The organism is Roseicella frigidaeris (assembly GCF_003258945.1).
Lineage (GTDB): Bacteria > Pseudomonadota > Alphaproteobacteria > Acetobacterales > Acetobacteraceae > Paracraurococcus > Paracraurococcus frigidaeris.
The window spans coordinates 366059-387971 of sequence record NZ_QLIX01000003.1 but is presented as its reverse complement, the minus strand read 5'-3'; the positions used below and the strand labels follow the sequence as shown (position 1 = coordinate 387971).

The 21913-nt window shown below is 73.6% G+C and carries 19 protein-coding genes; 9 read left to right on the top strand and 10 right to left on the bottom strand.

What is annotated here, in order from left to right; all coding sequences use genetic code 11:
* Together cobA and DOO78_RS07140 are read left to right on the top strand one after the other, a co-directional pair.
* Entirely contained in the window at positions 1–1077 is a 1077-nt protein-coding gene (gene cobA / locus DOO78_RS07145) for a uroporphyrinogen-III C-methyltransferase (RefSeq protein ID WP_111469039.1), read from the top strand.
* A 28-nt stretch (positions 1078–1105) separates the two neighbouring features.
* Positions 1106–2788 carry a bifunctional protein-serine/threonine kinase/phosphatase gene (locus DOO78_RS07140; protein ID WP_341538232.1) on the top strand — a complete coding sequence of 561 codons (1683 nt, stop codon included), beginning with the start codon at positions 1106–1108 and terminating at the stop codon, positions 2786–2788.
* A 106-nt stretch (positions 2789–2894) separates the two neighbouring features.
* Here the strand turns inward: DOO78_RS07140 and DOO78_RS07135 are convergent, their stop codons facing one another.
* Positions 2895–4547: an acetolactate synthase large subunit gene (locus tag DOO78_RS07135; RefSeq protein ID WP_111469088.1), complete on the bottom strand. Its 1653-nt coding sequence runs from the start codon at positions 4545–4547 to the stop codon at positions 2895–2897.
* 194 nt (positions 4548–4741) lie between these two features.
* Between DOO78_RS07135 and DOO78_RS07130 the strand changes: the two genes are divergently transcribed.
* Positions 4742–6247: a DASS family sodium-coupled anion symporter gene (locus tag DOO78_RS07130; RefSeq protein WP_111469037.1), complete on the top strand. Its 1506-nt coding sequence runs from the start codon at positions 4742–4744 to the stop codon at positions 6245–6247.
* 28 nt (positions 6248–6275) lie between these two features.
* Here the strand turns inward: DOO78_RS07130 and DOO78_RS07125 are convergent, their stop codons facing one another.
* Positions 6276–8666 carry a transketolase gene (locus DOO78_RS07125; RefSeq protein WP_111469036.1) on the bottom strand — a complete coding sequence of 797 codons (2391 nt, stop codon included), beginning with the start codon at positions 8664–8666 and terminating at the stop codon, positions 6276–6278.
* Positions 8667–8792: 126 nt separating this feature from the next.
* Between DOO78_RS07125 and DOO78_RS07120 the strand changes: the two genes are divergently transcribed.
* On the top strand, positions 8793–9263 hold the full coding sequence (locus DOO78_RS07120; protein WP_111469035.1) for an Lrp/AsnC family transcriptional regulator: 471 nt from the start codon (positions 8793–8795) through the stop codon (positions 9261–9263).
* Between the two features lie 228 nt (positions 9264–9491).
* Here DOO78_RS07120 and DOO78_RS07115 read toward each other — a convergent pair whose 3' ends face one another.
* From DOO78_RS07115 to DOO78_RS07105, 3 genes are read right to left on the bottom strand one after another with little or no spacing between them, the layout of a single operon-like run.
* The gene (locus tag DOO78_RS07115; RefSeq protein WP_243634434.1) at positions 9492–10562 is read right to left on the bottom strand and encodes a Bug family tripartite tricarboxylate transporter substrate binding protein; all 1071 of its coding nucleotides are present in this window, start codon (positions 10560–10562) and stop codon (positions 9492–9494) included.
* On the bottom strand, positions 10559–10957 hold the full coding sequence (locus DOO78_RS07110; protein ID WP_111469034.1) for a group II truncated hemoglobin: 399 nt from the start codon (positions 10955–10957) through the stop codon (positions 10559–10561). Before DOO78_RS07110 ends, DOO78_RS07115 begins: the two co-directional genes overlap by 4 nt.
* Positions 10954–12186 (bottom strand): MFS transporter, encoded by a 1233-nt coding sequence (locus DOO78_RS07105; RefSeq protein ID WP_111469033.1) that lies wholly within the window; start codon positions 12184–12186, stop codon positions 10954–10956. The genes DOO78_RS07110 and DOO78_RS07105 overlap by 4 nt, the downstream gene beginning before the upstream one ends.
* 203 nt (positions 12187–12389) lie before the next feature.
* On the opposite strand from DOO78_RS07105, the gene DOO78_RS07100 reads away from it, so the two are divergent.
* From DOO78_RS07100 to DOO78_RS07080, 5 genes are all read left to right on the top strand, one after another.
* Positions 12390–13655: a glutamate-5-semialdehyde dehydrogenase gene (locus DOO78_RS07100; protein ID WP_111469032.1), complete on the top strand. Its 1266-nt coding sequence runs from the start codon at positions 12390–12392 to the stop codon at positions 13653–13655.
* Positions 13656–13983: 328 nt separating this feature from the next.
* Entirely contained in the window at positions 13984–14715 is a 732-nt protein-coding gene (locus DOO78_RS07095) for a nicotinate-nucleotide adenylyltransferase (protein WP_111469031.1), read from the top strand.
* 288 nt (positions 14716–15003) lie between these two features.
* Entirely contained in the window at positions 15004–15432 is a 429-nt protein-coding gene (gene rsfS, locus DOO78_RS07090; RefSeq protein ID WP_243634433.1) for a ribosome silencing factor, read from the top strand.
* A 50-nt stretch (positions 15433–15482) separates the two neighbouring features.
* Positions 15483–15935, top strand: coding sequence for a 23S rRNA (pseudouridine(1915)-N(3))-methyltransferase RlmH (locus DOO78_RS07085; RefSeq protein ID WP_408887564.1), 453 nt, complete (start codon positions 15483–15485; stop codon positions 15933–15935).
* A 77-nt stretch (positions 15936–16012) separates the two neighbouring features.
* Positions 16013–16696 (top strand): NnrU family protein, encoded by a 684-nt coding sequence (locus DOO78_RS07080; protein WP_111469029.1) that lies wholly within the window; start codon positions 16013–16015, stop codon positions 16694–16696.
* Positions 16697–16753: 57 nt separating this feature from the next.
* Here DOO78_RS07080 and DOO78_RS07075 read toward each other — a convergent pair whose 3' ends face one another.
* The 5 genes from DOO78_RS07075 to DOO78_RS27405 form a co-directional block, all read right to left on the bottom strand.
* Complete coding sequence (locus tag DOO78_RS07075) at positions 16754–18013, bottom strand: glycosyltransferase family 4 protein (protein ID WP_165838770.1); 1260 nt, start codon at positions 18011–18013, stop codon at positions 16754–16756.
* An 867-nt stretch (positions 18014–18880) separates the two neighbouring features.
* Complete coding sequence (locus DOO78_RS07070) at positions 18881–19708, bottom strand: ABC transporter permease (RefSeq protein WP_111469027.1); 828 nt, start codon at positions 19706–19708, stop codon at positions 18881–18883.
* The gene (locus tag DOO78_RS07065; RefSeq protein WP_111469026.1) at positions 19705–20643 is read right to left on the bottom strand and encodes an ABC transporter permease; all 939 of its coding nucleotides are present in this window, start codon (positions 20641–20643) and stop codon (positions 19705–19707) included. Before DOO78_RS07065 ends, DOO78_RS07070 begins: the two co-directional genes overlap by 4 nt.
* A 67-nt stretch (positions 20644–20710) precedes the next feature.
* A complete protein-coding gene (gene fabI / locus DOO78_RS07060) occupies positions 20711–21490 on the bottom strand; it encodes an enoyl-ACP reductase FabI (protein WP_111469025.1) in 780 nt (259 codons plus the stop codon).
* Positions 21491–21596: 106 nt separating this feature from the next.
* The gene (locus DOO78_RS27405) at positions 21597–21755 is read right to left on the bottom strand and encodes a hypothetical protein (RefSeq protein WP_165838769.1); all 159 of its coding nucleotides are present in this window, start codon (positions 21753–21755) and stop codon (positions 21597–21599) included.
* Between the last annotated feature and the right edge of the window lie 158 nt (positions 21756–21913).

The following is a 21913-nucleotide window of genomic DNA, read 5'->3' as shown; positions in this document are numbered from 1 at the left end:
ATGGCCGGCACATTCACCGTGACCCTCGACCTGACGGAGACGCCGGTGCTGCTCGCCGGCGGCGATGCGGAGCAGGCCGAGGCGCTGCTCGCCGCCGGCGCCAGGCTGCGCGTGGTCGCTCCGGCGCCAGGGCCGGCGCTCGCGGCGCTGGCCGAGGCGGGGCGGCTCACGCTGCACCGCCGCGCCGTGCTGCCGGCGGATCTGGACGGCGTGCGGCTCTGCGTCGTCGCGCTGGAGGGGGCGGCGGGCGAGGCGGTGGCGGCGATGGCGCGCGCGGCGGGCGCGCTGGTCAGTGCCGTCGCGGCGCCGCCGCGGGCCTGCCGCGGCCGGGCCAGCCTGGTCGGCGCCGGGCCGGGCGACCCGGCGCTGCTGACGGTGAAGGCGGTCCGCGCCCTGGAGACGGCGGATGTCGTGCTCTACGACAAGCTGATCGATCCGCGGCTGCTCGACCTCGCGCCTGCCGCGGCGCGGCGCATCGATGTCGGCAAGCGCTGCGGCCGGCATGCGATGAGCCAGGCGGCGATCAACCGGCTGCTGGTCGCCGAGGTGCGGCGCGGCGGCCATGTGGTGCGCCTCAAGGGCGGCGATCCCTTCGTCTTCGGCCGCGGCGGCGAGGAGCTGGAGGCGCTGCGCGCGGCCGGCGCCGCGGTGGAGGTGATCCCCGGCATCACCGCGGCGCTGGCCACCGCGGCGCGGCTCGGCCTGCCGCTGACGCATCGCGGCCTCTCCCGCAGCCTGCATCTCATCACCGCGCATGGGCGAGAGGGAGACGTGCCGCCGCATGACTGGCGGGCGCTGGCCGCGGCCGGCGGCACGCTGGCGGTCTATATGGGCGCGCGCACCCTGCCGCGCGTGGCCGAGGCGCTGCTCGCCGCCGGCATGCCGCCCGCGACGCCGGCCATCGCGGTGGAGAACGCGACGCTGCCGGGGGAGCGCCGCATCCGCCGGACGCTCGCCGACATCGCGGCGGCGGTGGCCGAGGCGGCGGTCGAGGGACCCACCCTCACCCTGATCGGCGAGGTGGTGGCGCTGGCCGGGACCGAGGCGCCCGCCGAGGCAGCGCGCCACGCCGCCTGACCTCTCCCCGCCGCCGCCGCGCGGCCGGCTGGAGCTGCGCCTCGGCCTCTGCTCCGAGCGCGGCGCCCGGCCGGCCAATGAGGACTACGCCGCCGCCTGGCTGGGCGAGCCGGGGCGCGGCGCCGGCAAGGGGGCGATCGCCGCGCTGGCCGATGGCGTCGGCGGCGCGAAGGGCGGCCGCGTCGCCGCCGAGCTGGCGGTGCGCGGGCTGATCGACGGCCTGCTCGGCCAGAGCGAGGCGCTCGGCCTCCGCCGCGCCGCCGGCCGCAGCATCGAGGCGCTGAACGGCTGGATCCACGCCCAGGCCCGCGCCGATGCCGGCCTCGCCGGCATGGCCTGCACCCTGACGGCACTGGTGCTGCGCGGGCGGCGGATGCATGTGCTGCATGTCGGCGACAGCCGCGCCTACCGCTTCCGCGACGGCGTGCTCACCCGGCTGACCACCGACCACCTGCAGCGCGCCGGCAACGTCCTCACCCGCGCGCTGGGGGCCGAGGAGAGCGTGCGCGTCGATCATGCCGAGGCGGCGGCGCGGCCGCATGACCGCTACCTGCTCTGCTCGGACGGGGTGCATGCCGGCCTGTCGGAGGCGCGGATCGCCGCCGAGCTGGGGCGCCGCGACGCGCCGGAGAAAACGGCGCGGCGGCTGGTGGCGGCGGCGCTGGCGGCGCCGACCGGCGACAACGCCACCGCCCTCATCCTCGACCTGCTCGACCTGCCCCTGCCCGACCAGGCCGATCTGGAGGCGGCGATCGACGCGCGGCCGATCCTGCCGGTGCCGAAGCCCGGCCTGGTGGTGGATGGCTATGCGCTGGAGGCGATGCTGGCCGACAGCCGCTACAGCCGGGTCTTCCGCGGCCGCGACACGCTGGCGCCGGACGCGCGCGCGGTGGTGCTGAAATTCCCCAAGCCCGGCACCGCCGCCGAGGCCAGCTTCCGCCGCGCCTATCTGCGCGAGAGCTGGATCGCCGCGCGGGTGCGCAGCCCCTTCCTCGGCGAGGTGCTGGAGCCGCCGCCCGAGCGCGCCTCCTGCCTCTATGCCGTCATGCCCTTCTATGGCGGCGAGACGCTGGAGCGGCGCATCCTGCGCGGCCCGCCGATCGGGCTGGAGCAGGGGCTCGGCATGGCCGCCGGCCTGTGCAAGGCGGTGGCGGCGCTGCATCGGGCCGGCGTCGTGCATCGCGACATCAAGCCGGACAACGTGCTGCTGCCGCCGGAAGGCGGGCTGCGGCTGATCGATCTCGGCGTCGCCCGGCTGCCGCATATGGAGGAGTTCGCCGCCGCCGACATCCCCGGCACGCCGAGCTTCATGGCGCCGGAGCTGCTGGCCGGCAGCGGGCCGGGCGACGAGCGCTCGGACCTCTACGCGCTCGGCGTCACGCTCTGGCGGCTCTTCGCCGGCGCCTATCCCTATGGCGAGGTCGAGGCCTTCTCCCGCCCGCGCTTCGGCGCCCCGGCCTCGCTGCTGGCGCGGCGCCCGGACCTGCCGGCCTGGCTGGACCAGGTGCTGGCCCGCGCCGTGGCGGTGGCGCCGGAGGAGCGGTTCGGCGATGCGGTGGAGCTGCTCTTCGCGCTGGAACGCGGCATGGCGGGCGGCGCCCCGGCCCGGCCGCGGCCGCGGGCGCTGCACGACCGCAACCCGCTGCTGTTCTGGCGCGTGGTGGCGGGCCTCCTCGCCCTGCTGCTGCTGCTCTCCTGGGCCAGAGCGTGATCGCCTGACGCCAACGGCATGAATGCCTCATTCATGCCGAGCGCCCGGATAGGCGCCGCGGCTTATGCCGCGAAGGCCCAGGCAAACCGGAGGTTTGCGCCCGGCGTCAGGTCCCGGCCACCGGCAGATGCGCCGCCAACTCGTCCACCAGCACCCGCTTGTTCTCGGCGTAGTCGACCGGCACCGCCACCAGATGCACGCCGCCGGCGCGGAAGGCCGCCTCCAGCGTCGGGATCAGCGCGTCGACGGCCTCGATCCGATGGCCCGTCGCGCCATAGGCCTCGGCATAGCGGACGAAATCCGGGTTGCCGAAGGTCATGCCGTAATCCGGGAAATGATCGACCGACTGCTTCCAGCGGATCATGCCATAGGCATTGTCCACCAGCAGCAGGACGACGAGGTTCAGCCCGAGCCGGACCGCCGTCTCCATCTCCTGGCTGTTCATCATGAAGCCGCCATCGCCGCAGACGGCGAGCACGCGGCGGTCCGGATGCAGCATCGCCGCCATCATCGCCGAGGGCAGGCCCGCCCCCATGGTGGCGAGCGCGTTGTCGAGCAGCAGGGTGTTGGCCACCGTGGTGCGGTAGTTGCGGGCGAACCAGATCTTGTACATCCCGTTGTCGAGCGCGACGATCCCGTCCTCCGGGATCACCTGCCGCACGTCGTGCACCAGGCGCTGCGGGGTGACGGGGAAGCGGTCCTCGGTGGCGCGGTCGGCGATCCGGGCCAGGATGCCCTCGCGCAGCGGCAGCAGGGCGCCGGCCCGGTGCAGCCTTCCCTCGATCCGGTCGGCGAGCAGCTCGAGACTCGGCCCGACATCGCCGATCACCTCGGCATGCGGGAAATAGACCTGCTCGACATGCGCCGGCGTGTAGCTGACATGGATCACCTGCGGCCCGCCCGGCCCCATCAGGAAGGGCGGCTTCTCGATGGTGTCGTGCCCGATCGCCAGGATCAGGTCGGCGCGCTCGATCGCCTCGTGCACGTAGTCGCGCTCGGAGAGCGCCGCCGTGCCCATGTAGAGATGGGTGCCGCCCGGCACCGTGCCCTTGCCCATCTGGGTGGTGAAGAAGGGGATGCGGGTGCGGCGGACGAAGCCGGCGAGCCCGGCCGTGGCGCGCGGGCGGCTGGCGGCGGCGCCGAGCATGACCAGCGGCCGTTCGGCCCGCAGGATCATCTCGGCGGCGCGGTCGAGCGCGGCGCGGTGCGCGACCGGGATCTCGACCGGATGCGGCGGGATGAGGGGCTGCGGGTCCGCCACCTCCTCGGCCGCGATGTCCTCCGGCAATTCGAGATGGACGGGGCCCGGCCGCTCCTCCTGCGCCACGCGGAAGGCGTCGCGCACTAGGGTCGGGATGGTGGCGGCGGCGACGATCTGCCGGGTGAGCTTGGTCAGCGGCCGCATGGTCGAGACGATGTCGACGATCTGGAAGCGGGCCTGGCGGCTGCTGAGGATGCCCTTCTGGCCGGTCAGCATCACCATCGGCATGGCGCCGAGATGCGCATAGGCGGCGCCGGTGACGAGGTTCAGCGCGCCGGGGCCGAGGGTGCTGAGGCAGACGCCGGGCCGGCCGGTGAGCCGGCCATGGGTCGCGGCCATGAAGGCGGCGGGCTGCTCGTGCCGGGTGAGGACCAGCTCGATGCGGGAGCGCCGCAGGGACTCCACGACATCGAGGTTCTCCTCCCCGGGAACGCCGAAGATGCGGTCGACGCCCTCGTTCTCGAGCGCGGCAACCAGCAGGTCGGACGCCTTGGTCATGTCGCTCACCTCCATCGCCGATATCCGGTGGTCAGAGCGTGCTCCCCCGCCGGGGGTTCACGGCACCGGGGCCCGGACGGGCGGGGACGGCTTGCGCCCGGCCGCGCCTGTCCCACAAGCTGCGCCCCGGGACGGGCCGCCGCCACGCGAACCCGACGGCCGGACTGGGCCGGCCAGACACAGAAGGACCAGCAATGTTCGAGCGCATCAAGGCGACATTGCTGTATTTCGACCGCGCCGTGCCGTTCCGGCTGAAGCCGGCGATCGTCACCACCCTGTTCTTGATCGCCCTGCTGCTCGTGCCGGTGCCGGAAGGCCTCACGCCCAAGGCCTGGGGGCTGGTCGCCATCTTCCTGACCACGATCCTGGCCATCATCCTCAAGGTGATGCCGATCGGCGTCATGGCGATGATGGCGATCGTGATCGTCTCGCTGTCGCAGGTGACCTCCACCTCCTCCCGCGGCGCCGTCGCCGATGCGCTGGCGAGCTTCGCCAACCCGCTCATCTGGCTCATCGTGGTGGCGATCCTGATCTCGCGCGGCCTGAAGAAGACCGGGCTCGGCAGCCGCATCGGCCTGATCTTCATCGCGCTGCTCGGCCGGCGGACGATCGGCATCGGCTACGGCCTGGCGATCTGCGAGCTGGTGCTGGCGCCCTTCACGCCGAGCAACACGGCGCGCGGCGGCGGCATCGTGCATCCGATCATGCGCTCGATCGCCACGGCCTTCGACTCCGATCCGGCCAAGGGCACCGAGCGCAAGATCGGCACCTACCTGGCGCTGGTGAACATGCATGCCAACACCATCACCTCCGGCATGTTCGTCACCGCCACCGCCCCCAATCCCCTGGTGGTCGACTACGTTGCGAGGGTGACCAACCAGACCTTCCACCTGACCTGGACCACCTGGGCGCTGTGCATGCTGGTGCCGGGCCTCGCCTGCCTCGTGCTGATGCCGCTGGCGATCGCCCGGCTATCGCCGCCCGAGATGCGCGTCACCCCGCATGCCGTCGAGTACGCCACGGCGGAGCTGCGGCGCATGGGGCCGGTCACCGCCAGCGAGAAGGTGATGATCGGCACCTTCCTGTTGCTGCTGGTGCTCTGGGCCAACCTGCCGGCGCTGCTGTTCGGGCCGGCCCTCACCCTCGACCCGACGGCGGTGGCCTTCGTCGGCCTCTTCGCCCTCATCATCACCGGCACGATCGACTGGGACGACGTGCTGTCGGAGAAGAGCGCCTGGGACACGCTGATCTGGTTCGGCGCGCTGGTGATGATGGCCGAGCAGCTCAACAAGACCGGCGTGATCGCCTGGTTCTCCAACGGCCTCAGGGACGGCATCCTCGCCGCCGGCCTCGGCTGGCAGGCGGCCGCGGCGCTGCTGGTGCTGCTCTTCGTCTTCTCGCACTACTTCTTCGCCAGCACCACCGCGCATATCAGCGCCATGATGCTCGCCTTCCTCACCGTCGGCGTGCAGATCGTGCCGCCCGGCTATCACGGGCTGTTCCTGCTCATGATGGTCGCCGGCTCGACCATCATGATGACGCTGACCCATTACGCCACGGGCACCTCGCCGATCATCTTCGGCAGCGGCTATGTCATGCTCGGCGCCTGGTGGCGCGTCGGCTTCCTGATGTGCGTCGGCGAGCTGCTGCTCTACGCCCTGCTCGGCGGGCTGTGGTGGAAGCTGCTGGGCTACTGGTGAGGCGGCGGCGCCGGCCGCCGCCCCGCCCTCAGGACACCCGGCGCAGATGCCGCACCGGCCGGCCCGGCGCCACCGCCGCCGCGGCGGCGACGATGGCGCGCACGTCCAGCCCGTGCTTGCCGTAGAGGTCCTGGATCGTGCCGGTCTGGCCGAAGCGTTCCACGCCGAGCGCCCGCTGCCGGTGGCCCTGCACCGAGCCGAGCCAGCTCAGCGTGGCCGGGTGGCCGTCCAGCACGGTGACCAGGGCGCAATGGTTGGGCAGCGGCGCCAGCAGGCGCTCGACATGCGAGACGGCGTCATGCTGCCCGGCCTCGCGCAGCCGCTGCGCCGCCAGCCAGCCGGCATGCAGCCGGTCGGCCGAGGTGACGGCCAGCAGCCCGACATCGCGCCGGTCCTCGGCCAGCAGCCCCACCGCCTGGATCGCCTCCGGCGTCACCGCGCCGCTGCAGGCGATGACGATCTGGGCATTCGGCCCGGGCGGCCGCAGCCAATAGGCGCCCTGCAGGATGTCGGCGGCGAGGGCGGGCGTCATCTCTCGCCGCGGCTGCTCGAGCGCGCGCGTCGAGAGCCGCAGATAGACCGAGCCGCCGGCCTCGTCCTGCAGCAGCGAGTCCGCCGGCGCCTCCTCCTCCCGCTGCACATGCGCGAGGGCGAAGCGCAGCACCACCGCCAGCTCGTCGAGGAAGGCCGGCTCGAAGCTCGCCAGCCCGTCCTGGGAGAGGCCGATCAGCGGCGTCTTGATCGACTGATGCGCCCCGCCCTCGGGCGCCAGGGTGACGCCGGAGGGGGTGGCGACCAGGATGAAGCGGGCATCCTGGTAGCAGGCATAGTTCAGCGCATCGAGGCCGCGCTCGATGAAGGGGTCGTAGAGCGTGCCGATCGGGATCAGCCGCTCGCCCTCGATGCTGTGGGCGAGGCCGAGCGCCGAGAGCATGAGGAAGAGGTTCATCTCGGCGATGCCGAGCTCCATGTGCTGCCCGTCGGGCGAGAAGCTCCAATTGAAGGTCGAGGGGATGCGCTCGCGCCGGAACAGGTCCGCCATCTCCTCGCGGGCGAAGAGGCCGCGGCGGTTCACCCAGGCGCCGAGATTGGTGGAGACGGTGACGTCGGGGCTGGTGGTGACGATGCGCCGGGCCAGCGCGGTGTCGGACTTCGCCAGCTCGTGCATCAGCAGCCCGAAGCCCTGCTGCGTGGAGGCGACGGGCTGGGCGGGCACCGGCAGCGCCTCCGGCACCGGCAGGGCGGGGGCGGAGAGGCGGCGCGGCCCGCCCTGGGCGAAGGGCACGGCGTCGAGGAAGGCGCGCAGCTCGGCCGCGGGCAGGTCGAGCCCCTCGAAGGGCTCCCATTCATGCCCCTCCCGCACCTGCATGGCGCCGCGCAGCACCTCGAGCTGCGCCGGGGTCATCAGCCCGGCATGGTTGTCCTTGTGCCCGGCCAGCGGCAGGCCGAAGCCCTTGATGGTGTAGGCGATGAAGCAGACCGGCCGGTCATGCGCCCGGGCCGCCTCGAAGGCCTCCAGCATGGTCGCCAGGTCGTGGCCGCCGAGATTGCCCATCAGCGCCGCCAGCTCCGCGTCGGAACGGCGGGCGATCAGCGCCGAGACCTCGCCCTGGTCGCCGAGCTCGTCCTGCAGCCGCTTCCGCCAAGCGGCGCCGCCCTGGAAGGTCAGCGCCGAATAGAGCTGGTTCGGGCAGGCCTCGATCCAGTCCCGCAGCCGCTCGCCGCCCGGCTCGGCGAAGGCCGCCTGCTGCAGCCGACCATGCCGCAGCACCACGACGTCCCAGCCGAAATTGCGGAAGGTGGCCTCCAGCCGCGACCACAGCCCCTCGCGCACCACGGCATCGAGGCTCTGGCGGTTGTAGTCCACCACCCACCAGCAATTGCGCAGCCCGTGCTTCCAGCCCTCGGTCAGCGCCTCGAAGATGTTGCCCTCGTCCATCTCGGCATCGCCGATGAGGGCGACCATCTTCCCCACCGGCCGGTCGCCGCCCCAGCCCTTGGCGCGCACATAGTCCTGCACCAGGGCGGAGAAGAGGGTCTGCGCCACGCCGAGCCCGACCGAGCCGGTGGAGAAATCCACCTCGACGCCGTCCTTGGTGCGGGAGGGGTAGGATTGCGCGCCGCCGAAGCCGCGGAAGGCCTCCATCTGCTCCCGGCTCTGCCGGCCGAGCAGGTAGTTGATGGCGTGGAAGACCGGCGAGGCATGCGGCTTCACCGCCACCCGGTCCTCCGGCCGCAGCGCCGCGAAGTAGAGCGCGGTCATGATCGTCGCCATGGAGGCAGAGGAGGCCTGGTGGCCGCCGACCTTCAGCCCGTCGCTGCTCGGCCGCAGGTGGTTGGCGTTGTGGATCATCCAGGTCGCCAGCCAGAGGGTCTTCTTCTCGAGCGCCGTGAGGGCGCGCAGCCGGTCGAGGGCCATGACGTTCCTGCCTGTTTCTTCGCGGGCATCCTAGGCCGCGATCTGGGGCGTTTCTCGTCGGATTGCATTGTCCCGAAGCGTCCCGGTGGCAGATTCTGCCAAAATAGATGGGGATTCGGGTGGGTCATGGCCGAGAAGGCGCTGGACGAGACGGATCGGCGGATCATCGCCATCCTGCAGGTGGAGGGGCGGCTGGCCATCCAGGAGCTCGCCGCGCGCTGCGGCCTCTCGCCCTCGCCCTGCCTGCGGCGCGTCCGGGCGCTGGAGGCGGCCGGCATCATCACCGGCTATGCCGCGGTCATCGACCAGGCGCGGGTCGGGCTGCCGGTGAGCGTCTTCGCCTCGGTGAAGCTGGAGCGGCAGCGGGAGGATGCGCTCGACCGCTTCGAGGCCAGCGTCGCCCGCTGGCCGGAGGTGGTGGATTGCTACCTGATGACCGGGCAGCGGGACTACCTGCTGCGCATCGTCGTGCGCGACATCGAGGCCTATGAGCGCTTCCTCAAGGACAAGCTGACGCGCCTCGACAGCGTCGCCTCCATCGAATCGAGCTTCGCGCTGGGGCAGGTGAAGCGCTCCAGCGCCCTGCCCATCGCCTGAGACCGAGCGCAGGCCGGTTGCACCACCCTGCGCCTTAGAGCGTGAATCACGCGATCAAACAACGGCCCAGACCATGGTCCGTGAACCCGAGTGAACGGATCATGGTCTGGGCGCCAGGCGCAAACCTCCGGTTCGCCTGGCTGCGCGGCATGAGCCGCGGCGCCCGTTCGGGCGCCCGGCCTTGCGGGCCGCGGGCCAGAACGTCGAGCGCCCGGCATGCGGCAGGCCTCAGTCCAGCTTCACATTCGCCGCCTGCGCCACGGCGCGCCAGCGCGTCACCTCCTCGGCGATGAAGCGGGCGAACTCGTCCGGCGGCAGCGGCGCCGCCACGGCGCCCAGCTCCTCGACCCGCGCCGCGAAGGCCCGGTCGCGGACCAGCGCCAGCACCGCCTCGGCGAGGCGGCCGGCGATCGGCGCCGGCAGGCCGGCGGGCGCGATCAGCCCGGCCCAGCCATTGGCCGAGAAGCCGGGCAGCTCGGCCGCCTCGGCGATGGTCGGGATCTCGGGCGCCTGCGGCATGCGCTGCGGCGCGGTGACGCCGAGCGCGCGCACCCGCCCGGCCCGGATATGCGGCAGGGCGGCGGCGAGGCTGTCGAACATCAGCGTCACGTTGCCGGCGATGAGATCGGCCATGGCCGGGCCGGAGCCGCGATAGGGGATATGCGTCAGCCGGATGCCGGCGCGCTGGGCGAAGGCCTCGGCGGCGAGGTGCAGGCTGCTGCCCGGCCCGCCGGAGGCGTAGTCGATGCTGCCCGGCGCCGTCTTCGCCCGGGCGATCAACGCCGGCAGGCCGGCGATGCCGAGCCGCGGATGCGCGACGGCGACCAGCGGCGTGGTGAAGACGAGCGCGATCGGCGTGAAGTCCCGCGCCACGTCATAGGGCAGCGTGTCCATGACGGCCGGGTTGATCGCCAGCGGGCCGGAGGAGGCCATGCCGAGCGTGTAGCCATCCGCCGGGGCATGCGCGATCGCCTCCATGCCCGGGATGCTGGCGCCGCCGCCGCGATTCTCGACGACAAGACCCTGCCCGGCCCCTTGGCCGAGCCGCTCGCCCAGCCGCTCCGCCAGCAGCCGGGCCATGATGTCGGTGGCCTGGCCGGGCGGGAAGGGCACCACGATCCGGATCGGCCGGGCCGGCCAGGCGGGCTGGGCCGCGCCCGGCTGCGCTGCGGCGGGCCGGGCCAGGGTGGGCAGGGCCAGGCTGGGCAAGGCGAGGGCGGGCAGGCCCGAAGCGAGGCCGGCCAGCGCCAGCAGGGCGCGGCGGCCTGGGCCGCCGGGTGAGGGTGGGGGCGGGGTCACGCCGCCTCCGCGCGGTTGCGCATGTGCCGGGCCAGCCCCTCGACCTGCGGCAGCACCAGCGGGCCGAGCGTGGGGTCCGCCACCTCCTCCGCCCAGGCGCGGCGGAAGCAGGCGAGCCAGCCCTCGATCTCCGCCCCGGCGATAGGCGCGTGCAGGTGGCGCCGGCGCAGCATCGGCGGGCCGTATTTGTCGGTGAAGAGCGGCGGCCCGCCGAGCCAGCCGGAGAGGTACTCGAACAGCTTCTGCTCGGCGCCGGCCAGGCTCTCCGGATGGAGGGCGCGGCAGGCGGCCGCCTCCGGCAGGCTGTCCATCAGGGCGTAGAAGCGGCGGGTGAAGCGGCGCAGCCCCGCCTCGCCGCCGATCCGCGCATAGGGCGTCGCCGCCGCCTCGCTCATGCCGGGCGCTGCGCGGCCAGCGGCTGCTGCAGCCGCAGCCAGCCCAGGGCGCAGACCGCGACCATCAGCAGGACGATCGAGTACCAGTTCAGCGGCGCCCAGCCGAGATGCTCGTGCAGGAAGCCGGCGAGGAAGCTCGCGCTCGCCGTGGTGCCGAAGACCAGGAAGTCGTTCAACGCCTGGGTCTTGCCGCGCTCGCTCGGGCGGTAGCAGGTGGTCACCATGGTGGTCGCGCCGACGAAGAGGAAATTCCAGCCGACGCCGTTCAACATCAGGGCGATGCGGAAATTCCACTCCGTGACGCCGCCGATGCCGGTGGCGATGCCGAGCAGCAGGATGGCGATGCCGGCCGCCATGACCGGCAGGGTGCCGAAGCGGTTGATCAGCGTGCCGGTGAAGAAGGCCGGCACGAACATGCCCAGCACATGCAGCATGATGACCAGATGCGCCTCGGTATGCGGCAGGCCGCAGGCGACGATGGCGATGGGCGAGGCGCTCATCAGGAAGGACATCAGGCCGAAGGCGGTCATCGCCGAGAGGACGGCGACGATGAAGCGCGGCTGCGCCGCGATCTCGCGCAGCGGCCGCGGCGGCAGCGGGTCGGCCGCCTCCCTCGCCTGCCCCGGCGCGGCGACGCCCGGCGCCTGCATCGGCGGGAAGCGGATGAAGGACATGATGGTGAAGACGGCGAGATGGACCCCGACCATGGCCGCATAGGTGCCGAGATAGAGCGGCGCCAGCTGGTGGTAGGTGAGCTTGACCAGGCTCGGCCCGAGGAAGGCGGAGATCACGCCGCCGGCGGTGACCCAGGAGATGGCCCGCGCCCGCCAATCCGACGGCACCAGCTCCACCGCCGCGAAGCGGTACATCTGCAGGCTGGCCACCGCATAGCCGAGGATCAGCCCGCCGATGCACATGGTGACGAGGCTGGCATGGTAGAGGCCGAGGCCGACCGTCGCCGCGCCGGTCATGCCGAGCAGCGAGCCGAGCCGGAAGCCGAAGCGCCGCCCCATCCGCTGCATCAGCAGCCCGGCCGGGAAGACCGAGAGCATGACGCCGAGATGCTGCATCGTCACCGGCAGGGTGGCGAGGTCGCGCTCCGGGAAGAAGGTGACGACCGAGATCGCGGTCGCCGCGAACATCATGGTGTTGCCGGACTGGCCGATCGCCTGGCAGCAGGCGAGGAGGAAGAGGTTGCGCCGCATGGCGCCATCGAGGTGCTGCTGCATCGGCCTTCAGGCGTTTCCCGCCGCGATCATCGCCGCCGGCCGGGGGCGCGGCAAGGGTGGCCCCGGCAGGGCAGGCATGCCGCCGGCGCCGGCCGGGGCGGCAGCGGCGGGCTGGGCAGCGGCGGGCCGGGCGGCGCGGGCCCGCGCCCCGGGTGCTCCCGCCCCCGGCCGATCTGGTCTATGGAGGCGGCAGGAGCCGTATCATGAACGCCATCGCCGACGAGATCGCCCGCCTGTTCGAGTCCGCCGCCCGCGCCGCCCGCGCCGCGGCGGAGCAGCTCGGGCGCGCGCCGCGACCGGCGAAGGATGCCGCGCTGCGGGCCGCCGCCGCCGCGCTCCGCGCCCGGATGGGGGCGATCCTCGCCGCCAATGCCGAGGACCTGGCTGGCGCCCCCGGCCTCTCCGCGGCCTATCGCGACCGGCTGACCCTCACCCCCGCGCGGGTCGAGGCGATGGCGCGCGGCCTGGAGGAGGTGGCGGAGCTGCCCGACCCGGTCGGCCGGACGCTGGCGGAATGGAGCCGGCCGAACGGGCTGCGCATTCGCCGCGTCGCCCAGCCCATCGGCGTCATCGGCATGATCTTCGAGAGCCGGCCGAACGTCACCGCCGATGCCGCGGCCCTCTGCCTGAAATCCGGCAATGCGGTGATCCTGCGCGGCGGCAGCGAGAGCCTGCGCAGCGCCGCCGCCATCCATGCCTGCCTCGCCGAGGGGCTGCGCGCCGCCGGGCTGCCGGAGGCGGCGGTGCAGGTCGCCCCCACCGCCGACCGCGCCTTCGTCGGCGCCATGCTGCGCGGCGCCGGGCTGCTCGACCTCATCATCCCGCGCGGCGGCAAGGGGCTGGTGACGCGGGTGATGGAGGAGGCGCGGGTGCCGGTCCTCGCCCATGCCGAGGGGCTCTGCCACACCTATGTCCACGCGGCGGCCGACCCCGCCATGGCGCGCCGCCTCCTCGCCAATGCCAAGATGCGCCGCACCGGCATCTGCGGCGCCACCGAGACGCTGCTGATCGACGCGGCCGTCGCCCCGGCCCTGCTGCCGGTGCTGGTCGCCGATCTGCGGGCGCTCGGCTGCGACTTCCGTGCCGATGACCGGGCCCGGGCCATCTGCCCGGAGCTGCCCGCGGCGGCGGCGGCGGATTTCTCCACCGAATGGCTGGATGCCCGGCTCTCCATCGCGGTGGTCGATGGCGTGCCGGCGGCGCTCGAGCACATCCGCCGCCATGGCTCGGAGCACACCGAGGCGATCGTCACCGAGGATGCGGCGGCGGCCGAGGAATTCCTCGCCGGCCTGTCCTCGGCCGTCGGGATGTGGAACGCCTCGACCCAGTTCTGCGACGGCGGCGAGTTCGGCTTCGGCGCCGAGATCGGCATCGCCACGGGGCGGCTGCATGCCCGCGGGCCGGTCGGGCTGGAGCAGCTCTGCACCTATCGCTACCTGGTGCTGGGGACCGGCCAGACGCGGCCCTGAGGGCCCGCCCGGGGCCCCGACCATGCGCTAGGCCGCTGTTTTCAGAGCATCTTCACTCATTCGCGGGATTCCACCCAAGGAGGATCTGCTCTAGACCATGGTCCGCTCACGCCGGTTCGCGGGCCATGGTCCAGCGCCTTGCTCGGTCGCGTGATTCACGCCTTCGGTGATTCCACCCCAGGCGATCACGCTCTAGCGTTCCGGCAATGATTCGCCTGGGAGATGCGCCCTTGCCGTCCCGTCCTCCCGGCCGCGCCCCGTCGCCGGCGCCCGGCCATACGCCATCCGGGCCGGCCGCGGGACCGCCCCCCGCCCGCCGGCGGCCGCGGTGACGGCCGGGCCGGGGCGCTGGGGCGACAACCGGCGGAGCCGCATCGGCCTTCTCGGCGGCAGCTTCAACCCGGCGCATGCGGGGCACCGGCACGTGGCCGAGAGGGTGCTGCGCCGGCTTCGCCTGGACCAGGTCTGGCTGCTGGTCTCGCCCGGCAACCCGCTGAAGCCGCGGCAGGGCATGGCCCCCTTCGCCGAACGGCTGGCGAGCGCGCGCCGCGTCGCCGATGGCCGGCGGATCATCGCCACCGATCTCGAGGCGCAACTCGGCACCCGCTACACCATGGACACGCTGACCTTGCTGCGCCGGCGCTTCCCGCGGGCTCGCTTCGTCCTGGTGGCCGGGGCGGACATCCTCGGCCAGCTGCCGCGCTGGAAGCACTGGCGGCGCATGGCGCGGGCGACGCCGATCGCGGTGCTGCCGCGGCCGGGCGAGACGCGGCGGGCGCTGCGGGGCGCGGCGGCGCAGGCGCTGGCGCGGCACCGCCGGCGGCCGGCGGCCCTGCTGGCCGGGCCGGCCCCGCCCCACGCGCCCTGGTGCCTGCTGCCGGCGCGGGAGCATGCGGCGAGCGCCACCGCCATCCGCGCGGCGCGCGCCGCGGGCTTGCCAGCGGGTGGGTCGCCGGGGCAAGGGGGCACGGATCCCCGGGGCGGAGCCCGCCCCGCGGGATCGCCCGAACCGACCATGCTTCGGGATGCAGGCTCCCCACCGGGCCGCCCCGCGCTGTAGACTGCGGCCGGGACGCGGCCAGGAACCGAACAGGAGGCGCATATCGCGCGCAGCCCGAAGGCCCCCGGCGGGGGCGAGAAAGCAAGCCGGCCCCGGCCAGCCACCGGCGCCGCGCGGAAGGGCGCGAAGCCCGGCCCGGCCCGGCCGGCCGCCAAGGGCGAGGCGGCGGCCGCGCCGAAGCGCGCCGCCCGGCCGCGCGTCGCGGCGCCCGCGCCGGCGCGCGCCCCCGCGGGCCCGAAGGCCGGCGCGGCGCTGCGCAAGCGGCAGATCGCCGCCGGGCCGGATGCCGTGCCGAAGCGGTCGCGCAAGCCGAAGGTCTCGCCCGACCGGCTGCAGCAGCTGATCGCCGCCGCGCACACCAGCCTCGAGGACGACAAGGCCGAGGACATCAAGGTTCTCGACGTCACCGGCCGGTCCGACTTCACCGACTGCATGATCATCGCCACCGGCCTGGTCGAGCGGCAGCTGCAGGCCATGGCGGTGCATGTCGAGGAAGCGCTGGAGAAGGCCGGCCTCAAGCTGCGCCGGAGCGACATCCAGGCCTCGCCGGACTGGGTGCTGATCGATGCCGGCGACCTGGTGATCCACCTCTTCCGGCCGGAGGCGCGGGCGACCTATGCGCTGGAGCGCATGTGGGGGCCGGAGAGCCCGGCACCCGAGGGCGCCGGCGAGCCGGCCGGCCAGGATGCCGCCGGCGGGGATGCGGCGGGCGGCTAGCCCGCCGCCGCGGCCCGACGCCCGGTGAGGCTGCCCTGAAGCCGCCGCGCCTGCTGGCCATCGGCCGGCTGAAGCCCGGGCCGGAGGCGGCGCTCTTCGCGCATTACAATGCCCGGCTGCGGCCGCCCTTCCAGGTGACCGAGCTGCCGGAGGCGCGCGGCAGCGCCGCCGAGACGCGGCGGCGGGAAGGGACGGCGCTGCTCGCCGCGCTGCCGGAGGCGGCGCTGCTGGTGGCGCTGGATCTCGGCGGCGCGGCGCCGGGCAGCGAGGCGCTGGCGGCGCTGGCGGAACGCTGGGAGGCGACGGGCCGGCCGCTCTGCTTCGCCATCGGCGGCGCCGAGGGGCTGGACGCGGCGGTGCTGGCGCGGGCCGATCACCGTCTCTCGCTCGGGCCCCTCACCTGGCCGCATTTCCTGGTGCGCGGCCTGCTGGCGGAACAATGGTACCGGGTGCAGGCCATCCGTGCCGGGCATCCCTATCATCGCGCCTGGCGGCCGGGCTGACCGGCCGCGCGTCGCGCTGGACAGCGATTGCCGGCGGCAGGACAGTCCGCCGGCACGGCTATCGGACGGGAGGCTGCATGCCCTGGCTGCTGCTCGCGGCGCTGCTCTGGATCGGGGTGCATGTCGGCATCGCCGGCACGCCGCTGCGCGGCGCCATCGTCGCTCGGGTCGGCGAGCCGGCGTTCCGCATCGGCTTCTCGGCCGTCTCGGTCCTCGCCATCCTGGCGCTGGTGAGCGCCTGGCGCCAGGCCGGGACCACGCCGCTCTGGTTCGCGCCGGACTGGCTGCGCTGGGGGCTGGTGCTGCTGATGCTGCCCGTCCTCATCCTCTTCGTCGCCTCGGTCGCGCGGCGCAACCCGACCGCGGTCGGCGGCGAGGGGGCGCTCGACGCCGAGCCCAGGGGCATCCAGCGGGTGACGCGCCATCCGATGCTGTGGGCCTTCGCGACCTGGGCGATGGTGCACATCCTGGGCAATGGCGACACGGCGGCGATCGTCTTCTTCGGCGCCTTCCTGGTGACGGCGCTGGCCGGCATGCCTTCGATCGACGCCAAGCTGGCGCGGCGGGCGCCGGCCGCCTGGTCGCGGCTCGCCTCCCGCACCTCCATCCTGCCCTTCGGCGCCATCGCCGCCGGCCGCAACCGGCTGGTGTTCGGGGAGATCGGCTGGGTGCCGCCGGTGGTCGGGCTCATCGCCTGGGCCGCGCTGCTGCACCTGCATCGCAGCCTGTTCGGCGTGGCGCCGGTGGCGATGGGCGGCTGATCCCGCCAGGGCTCGGACCGGCGCGCCGGCCGCAGCCCCGGCCGCCGGCAGACGGCCTCAGCCCTTGGCGTGCCTGGCGGCGAGGGCGAAATCCTGCTCCGGGTCGGCCGCGTCTCCCCGTCCCGCCCTGGCCCTGGCATTGAGGCTCTGCCGGATCTCCTGGGCGAGCCGCGTGCCGACGGCGTCCCAATGGAAGAGGTCCATGGCGCGGTGGCGGCCAGCCTGGCCCATGGCGCGGGCGCGGTCCGGATCGGCGAGGAGGCTGGCGAGGGCCTCGCCGAGGGCGAGCGGGTCGTTGGGCGGGACGAGCAGGCCGGTCTGGTCGGGCTGGACGATCTCGGCGAGGCCGCCGACCGCGGTGGCGACGACGGGCAGGCCGGCTGCCATGGCCTCGATGGCGGCGATGCCGGCGGGCTCGACGAGGCTCGGCATGCAGAAGACCGAGGCGGCGGCGAAATGCGGCGCCAACTGTTGGGGCGGCACGCGGCCGAGCGTCTGGATGCGCGGATGCGTGGTGGCCGGGGCGCAGCCGGCGATGGTGAGCTGGGCCTCGGGGAAACGCTCGGCGAGGCGCTCGAAGGCGGTGAGGAGGGTGGGGCCGCCCTTGCGCTCCCACTCGATGCCGACGAAGAGGATGCGTCCCGCCTGCCGGCCGGCTTCCGGGGCCGCAGGTGTGGGCGCGACATTGGCGCCGATGAAAACGGTGGCCACCCGGTTGGGATCGCAGCCATAGCCGCGGGTCAGCGTGCGGCGGACATGGCTGACGCTGACCAGGATCTTCTCGGCCCGGTGGTAGAGGTCGCGCTCGAGGGCGAGGAAGGCATCGGAGAGGAAGATGCGGTCGTCCTGCGCCGCGTACTCGCGGTTGCTGAGGATCGTGTGGTCCGTATAGACGAAGAGCGGCCGGCCGGGCAGGGCGGCGTTGCACAGGCCCTGGGTCTGGAAGACGAAGTCGAAGCTGTCGGCCTCGGCGGCGAAGCGCTCCTGGACGATGCGGGACAGCTTGCGGAAGAGATAGGGCGTGCGGAAGAAGAAGGCGTGGCGATCGGCCTGGCTGCGCAGGATCGACGGGCCGTAGGTGGCGACGCTGATGAGGAGGTTCGCGGCAATCTGGTCGTAGCGGCGCCGGATCTCGTCCTTGACGTCGAAGACGGTGAGATCGTGGTTGGGGAAGCGGCGGGCGAGCTGGGCCTGCAGCGCGGCGTTGGTGTGCGAGAAGGGGCCGAGCTGCACGAACAGGATTCGCCGGCGCCGGCCGGGCTGCCGGACCAGGGCCGGGTTGGCCAGGATGGCGGCCGGGGCAATCGGCGGGACCACCGGGGGCGGCGTCCGGAACGCAGGCAGAGTCATCATCTCCGATCCCACATCAACGCGATCCAATCGCGTGGCAGCGCTGGCGATGGCGCTGCGCGAGCCTGAACAGTCGGGGCAGGCGCCAATGCCCCCGGTGAACGCAACGCACCCCGTGTCGGCGGTCACGGGATACGCGTGGCAAGGTGTCTGGGTCCTGCGGTGCCGATGCGTTGGACGTCGTGCTTCCCGCATCCGGCCCGCCGCGCGTCCGGGCCGTCGCGCTGTGGCGCGGCCACGGATCGTGCGACGCGCCCTTGGCATCGGCCCCGGCGCCAGGCCGGGCCGACCGGATGGGTACGATGTCCGTCGCCATCGCCTCCGCAGGCCAGTCCTCGCCAAGGGGAAAGCTGTTACATGCCTTGGGTTGCTTCGGCGGGGGCAACGTCCGTCGCGTGGCGATCTGCTTCGATTGCGGATGATCGCATCGACGTCGTCACCAGGCCGGGTGCGGCCGGCGCTCCACGCCATCCGCCCCGCGCCGTCCGCCGCGGCGCCGCGGCGCGTTGCAAAGGGGGCGGGACGGGCCGCGCCATCGCGTCCGGCAGCGATCCGAAGGCGGCATCGTCGATGCTCCGCACTCGGTCATGCGCCGGAGGGCCGTTCCATGGTTTCGCGGCCGTCAGGCCCGGGCGGCCATCGGCCCGTGGCCGCCGGCGCGGCGGGCCGCGTCCATCGATGCGCAACCAGCGTGTCCGGGAGACCGGATGGTGGCCTGCGCCATGGCTGAATTGCCCCGGCGCCTGCCACGTCATGGGCGATTGCCGCCTGCCGCGGATGCCGATCACGTCCAGGCGATGCCTCTCGCAGGATCGGCCCGCGCCCCGCGCGGCGCTATCCCGGCCGGCGCCGCACGCCATCCGCCACCAGCGAGCAGCCGGCGACGGCGAGCAGGATCGCGAGGCCCGGCCACACCGCGGCCAGCGGCGCGCTGAAGATCATCTCCTGCGCGCCCGACAGCATGTTGCCCCAGGACGGCGCGGGCGGCTGGATGCCGAGGCCGAGGAAGCTCAGCGTGCTTTCGGCGAGGATGGCGCCGGCGACTGAGAGGGCGGAGGCGACGGCGATGGGCGTGACGATGTTGGGCAGCAGGTGCCGGACCAGCAGCCACGCCTCGCTGGCGCCGGCGATGCGCGCGGCCGCGACATAGTCCTGGCCGAGCTGCGCGAGGGCCGCCGCGCGGGCGAGCCTCGCCACGGGCACCCAGCCGAAGGCGACGAGGATGCCGGCGATGCGCAGGATGTCCGACAGGGCCTCGCCGCGCGGCAGGCCGATGCGGCTGGTATCGACCGCGGCCAGCACCACGAGCAAGGGCAGGCTCGGCAGCGCCAGCAACCCATCGGCGATGCGCATCAGCACCGCATCCGTCCAACCCCCGGCCCAGGCGGCCAGCAGCCCGATCGCGGTGCCGAGGCCGCTGGCGCCGAGCGCCACGGCGAGGGCGACGGCGAGGGAGACGCGGCCGCCATGGAGCAGCCGCAGCAGGATGTCGCGGCCGAGATCGTCGGTGCCGAGCGGATGCGCGCGGGAGGGCGGCTCGAAGCGCGCGAGCAGGTCCGGCAGGAAGGGATCGTGGCCGAGCCAGGCCTGCACCAGCGGCGCCGCCGCCGCCCCGGCGGCCAGCAGGCCGAGCAGCGCCAGGCCGAGCCCGAGCCGCGTCAAGGCGCCAGCCTCGGATCGAGCAGGCGCTGCGCGATGTCGGCGGCGAGCGTCGCCAGCATCGTCACCAGCGCCGCCAGGAGCAGGGCAAGAAGGGCGAGGTTGTAGTCGTTGCCCATGATCGCGTCGTAGATCAGCTTGCCCATGCCGGGGCGGGCGAAGATCGTCTCCGTCACCAAGGCGCCCGAGACGAGGCTGCCGGCATCGAGGGCGAGCAGCGTCACGATGGGGATGGCGGCGTTGGGGAAGGCGTGGCGCCAGAGGATGGCGCGTTCCGGCAGCCCCTTCATGCGGGCGGTGCGGACATAGTCGGCGCCGAGCTCGGCCTGCAGCGCCGCCTGGCCGTGCCGCGCATAGGCGGCGAGGTTGACGATGGCGAGGGTGGCGACGGGCAGGACGAGGTAGCGCAAGGCCTCGCCGGGCCCCGGCGCCTCGGCCGCGCCGCCGGCCGGCAGCCAGCCCAGCTCCACCGCGAAGAGGATGATGAGGAGGAGGCCGAGCCAGAAGGTCGGCGTCGACTGGGCGAGGATGGCGATGGCATCCACCAGCCATGCCGCCCGGGGCCGCACCGCGCCGAGGGCGCCGAGCGCCAGGCCGAGCAACAGGGAGAGGGCCAGGGACCAGCCGAGGAGCACGAGCGTCGAGCCGAGGGCGGGCCAGAGCACCTGCGCCGCGGGCACGGCGAACAGCCTGGAATGGCCGAAATCGCCCCGCAGGACCGCCGTGATCCAGGCCAGGTAGCGATTCGCCAGGGGCTGGTCCATGCCATGCAGGACCCGCATCCGCGCCACGTCCTCCGGCGTCAGATGCGGGTCCGACAGCATGGCGAGGTCCACCGGATCGCCCGGCATCGCCCCCATGACGAGCCAGGTGAGGGCGGAGACGAGGAGCAGCGTGACCGCGATCTGCAGGAGCCGGCCGGCGAGGAGTCGGAGCATCGGGGCCCGAGTCTATCGCGGGTCGCCTCCGGAATCGAAGGCTCCGCCGCTGCGGGTGGGCGTCGGCTCAGTCCACGATGTGGTAGCCGCCATCGACGTAGAGGGTGTTGCCGGTGATGCGGCGCGCCGCGTCCGAGACCAGGAAGGCCGTGGTCAGGCCGACATCCTCGATATCGACCAGGGCGCGCGCGGGCGCCTTCTCGGCGGCGCGGTTGAGCAAGGCGTCGAAATGCGCGAGGCCCGAGGCGGCGCGGGTCCGCAGGGGGCCGGGGGAGACCGCGTGCACGCGGATGCCCCGCGGGCCGAGCTCGGCGGCCATGTAGCGGGCCGCCGATTCCAGGGCGGCCTTGACCGGCCCCATCATGTTGTAGCCCTCGACCACCTGCGTGCTGCCGAGATAGGTCATGGTGACGAGGGTGCCGCCATCCGGCATGAGCGGCACGGCCAGCTTCGCCATGCGGATGAAGGAATGGCAGGAGACGTCCATCGCCGTCAGGAAGCCCGCGCGCGAGCAGTCCACCACCGGCCCGTGCAGATCCTCCTTCGGCGCGAAGGCGATGGAGTGCAGCAGGAAGTCGAGGCGGCCCCAGGCCTCGGCGATGCGGCCGAAGACCGCCTCGAGCTGTCCCTCCTGGCGGACATCGAGCGGCAGGAGCAGGGGCGCGGCGAGGCGGCGCGCCAGGGGCTCCACATGCGGCCGCGCCTTCTCGTTCAGGTAGGTGACCGCAAGCTCGGCGCCGAGGTCGCGGAAGGCCCTGGCGCAGCCCCAGGCGATCGACTGGTCGTTGGCGATCCCGGTGACGAGGCCCTTCCGGCCCTGCAGCGAGAGTTTGGACGTGTCGCTCATGCCGGTCTCCGTCGCGGCGGTGGTGGGACGGCGTCCATGACGCCGGGCCCGGGGCCATGGCCGGCGGCCTCCGCGAGGCCATCCGGCCGTGCCCCGGGGGCGGGGCTCAATGGGCCTGTCGCCCGATCACCGTCATCAGCCACATCGCCATCACCGCGAGTGTGATGAGGAGCCAGCGGACCGGGCGCGACAGGTGGGATGCATCCGCACCGATGACGACCAGGAGGAAGGCGGATAGCTGCACCAGCTTGGCGCTGATCGACATGACGGTGGACGCTGGCATCTCCCTCCTCATCCGAAGCCGCGCCGACCGGCCGGTGAAGCGACGCGGACCTTGCTGTCCCGCTGGCGACCGGAGGGGAGGGCGTCGTTCCTGCTCCGTTTCCCTCGGCGGGGCGTCAGGCGACAGGCGCCCTCCGCATC

Coding starts and splice junctions, on each gene's coding strand:
- DOO78_RS07100 (WP_111469032.1), top strand. CDS start 12,390: ATGAACGCCATCGCCGACGAGATCGCCCGCCTGTTCGAGTCCGCCGCC.
- DOO78_RS07110 (WP_111469034.1), bottom strand. CDS start 10,957: ATGAGCGAGGCGGCGGCGACGCCCTATGCGCGGATCGGCGGCGAGGCG.
- DOO78_RS07125 (WP_111469036.1), bottom strand. CDS start 8,666: ATGGCCCTCGACCGGCTGCGCGCCCTCACGGCGCTCGAGAAGAAGACC.
- DOO78_RS07080 (WP_111469029.1), top strand. CDS start 16,013: ATGCCCTGGCTGCTGCTCGCGGCGCTGCTCTGGATCGGGGTGCATGTC.
- DOO78_RS07130 (WP_111469037.1), top strand. CDS start 4,742: ATGTTCGAGCGCATCAAGGCGACATTGCTGTATTTCGACCGCGCCGTG.
- DOO78_RS07065 (WP_111469026.1), bottom strand. CDS start 20,643: ATGCTCCGACTCCTCGCCGGCCGGCTCCTGCAGATCGCGGTCACGCTG.
- fabI (WP_111469025.1), bottom strand. CDS start 21,490: ATGAGCGACACGTCCAAACTCTCGCTGCAGGGCCGGAAGGGCCTCGTC.
- DOO78_RS07135 (WP_111469088.1), bottom strand. CDS start 4,547: ATGACCAAGGCGTCCGACCTGCTGGTTGCCGCGCTCGAGAACGAGGGC.
- DOO78_RS07105 (WP_111469033.1), bottom strand. CDS start 12,186: ATGCAGCAGCACCTCGATGGCGCCATGCGGCGCAACCTCTTCCTCCTC.
- DOO78_RS27405 (WP_165838769.1), bottom strand. CDS start 21,755: ATGTCGATCAGCGCCAAGCTGGTGCAGCTATCCGCCTTCCTCCTGGTC.
- DOO78_RS07120 (WP_111469035.1), top strand. CDS start 8,793: ATGGCCGAGAAGGCGCTGGACGAGACGGATCGGCGGATCATCGCCATC.
- cobA (WP_111469039.1), top strand. CDS start 1: ATGGCCGGCACATTCACCGTGACCCTCGACCTGACGGAGACGCCGGTG.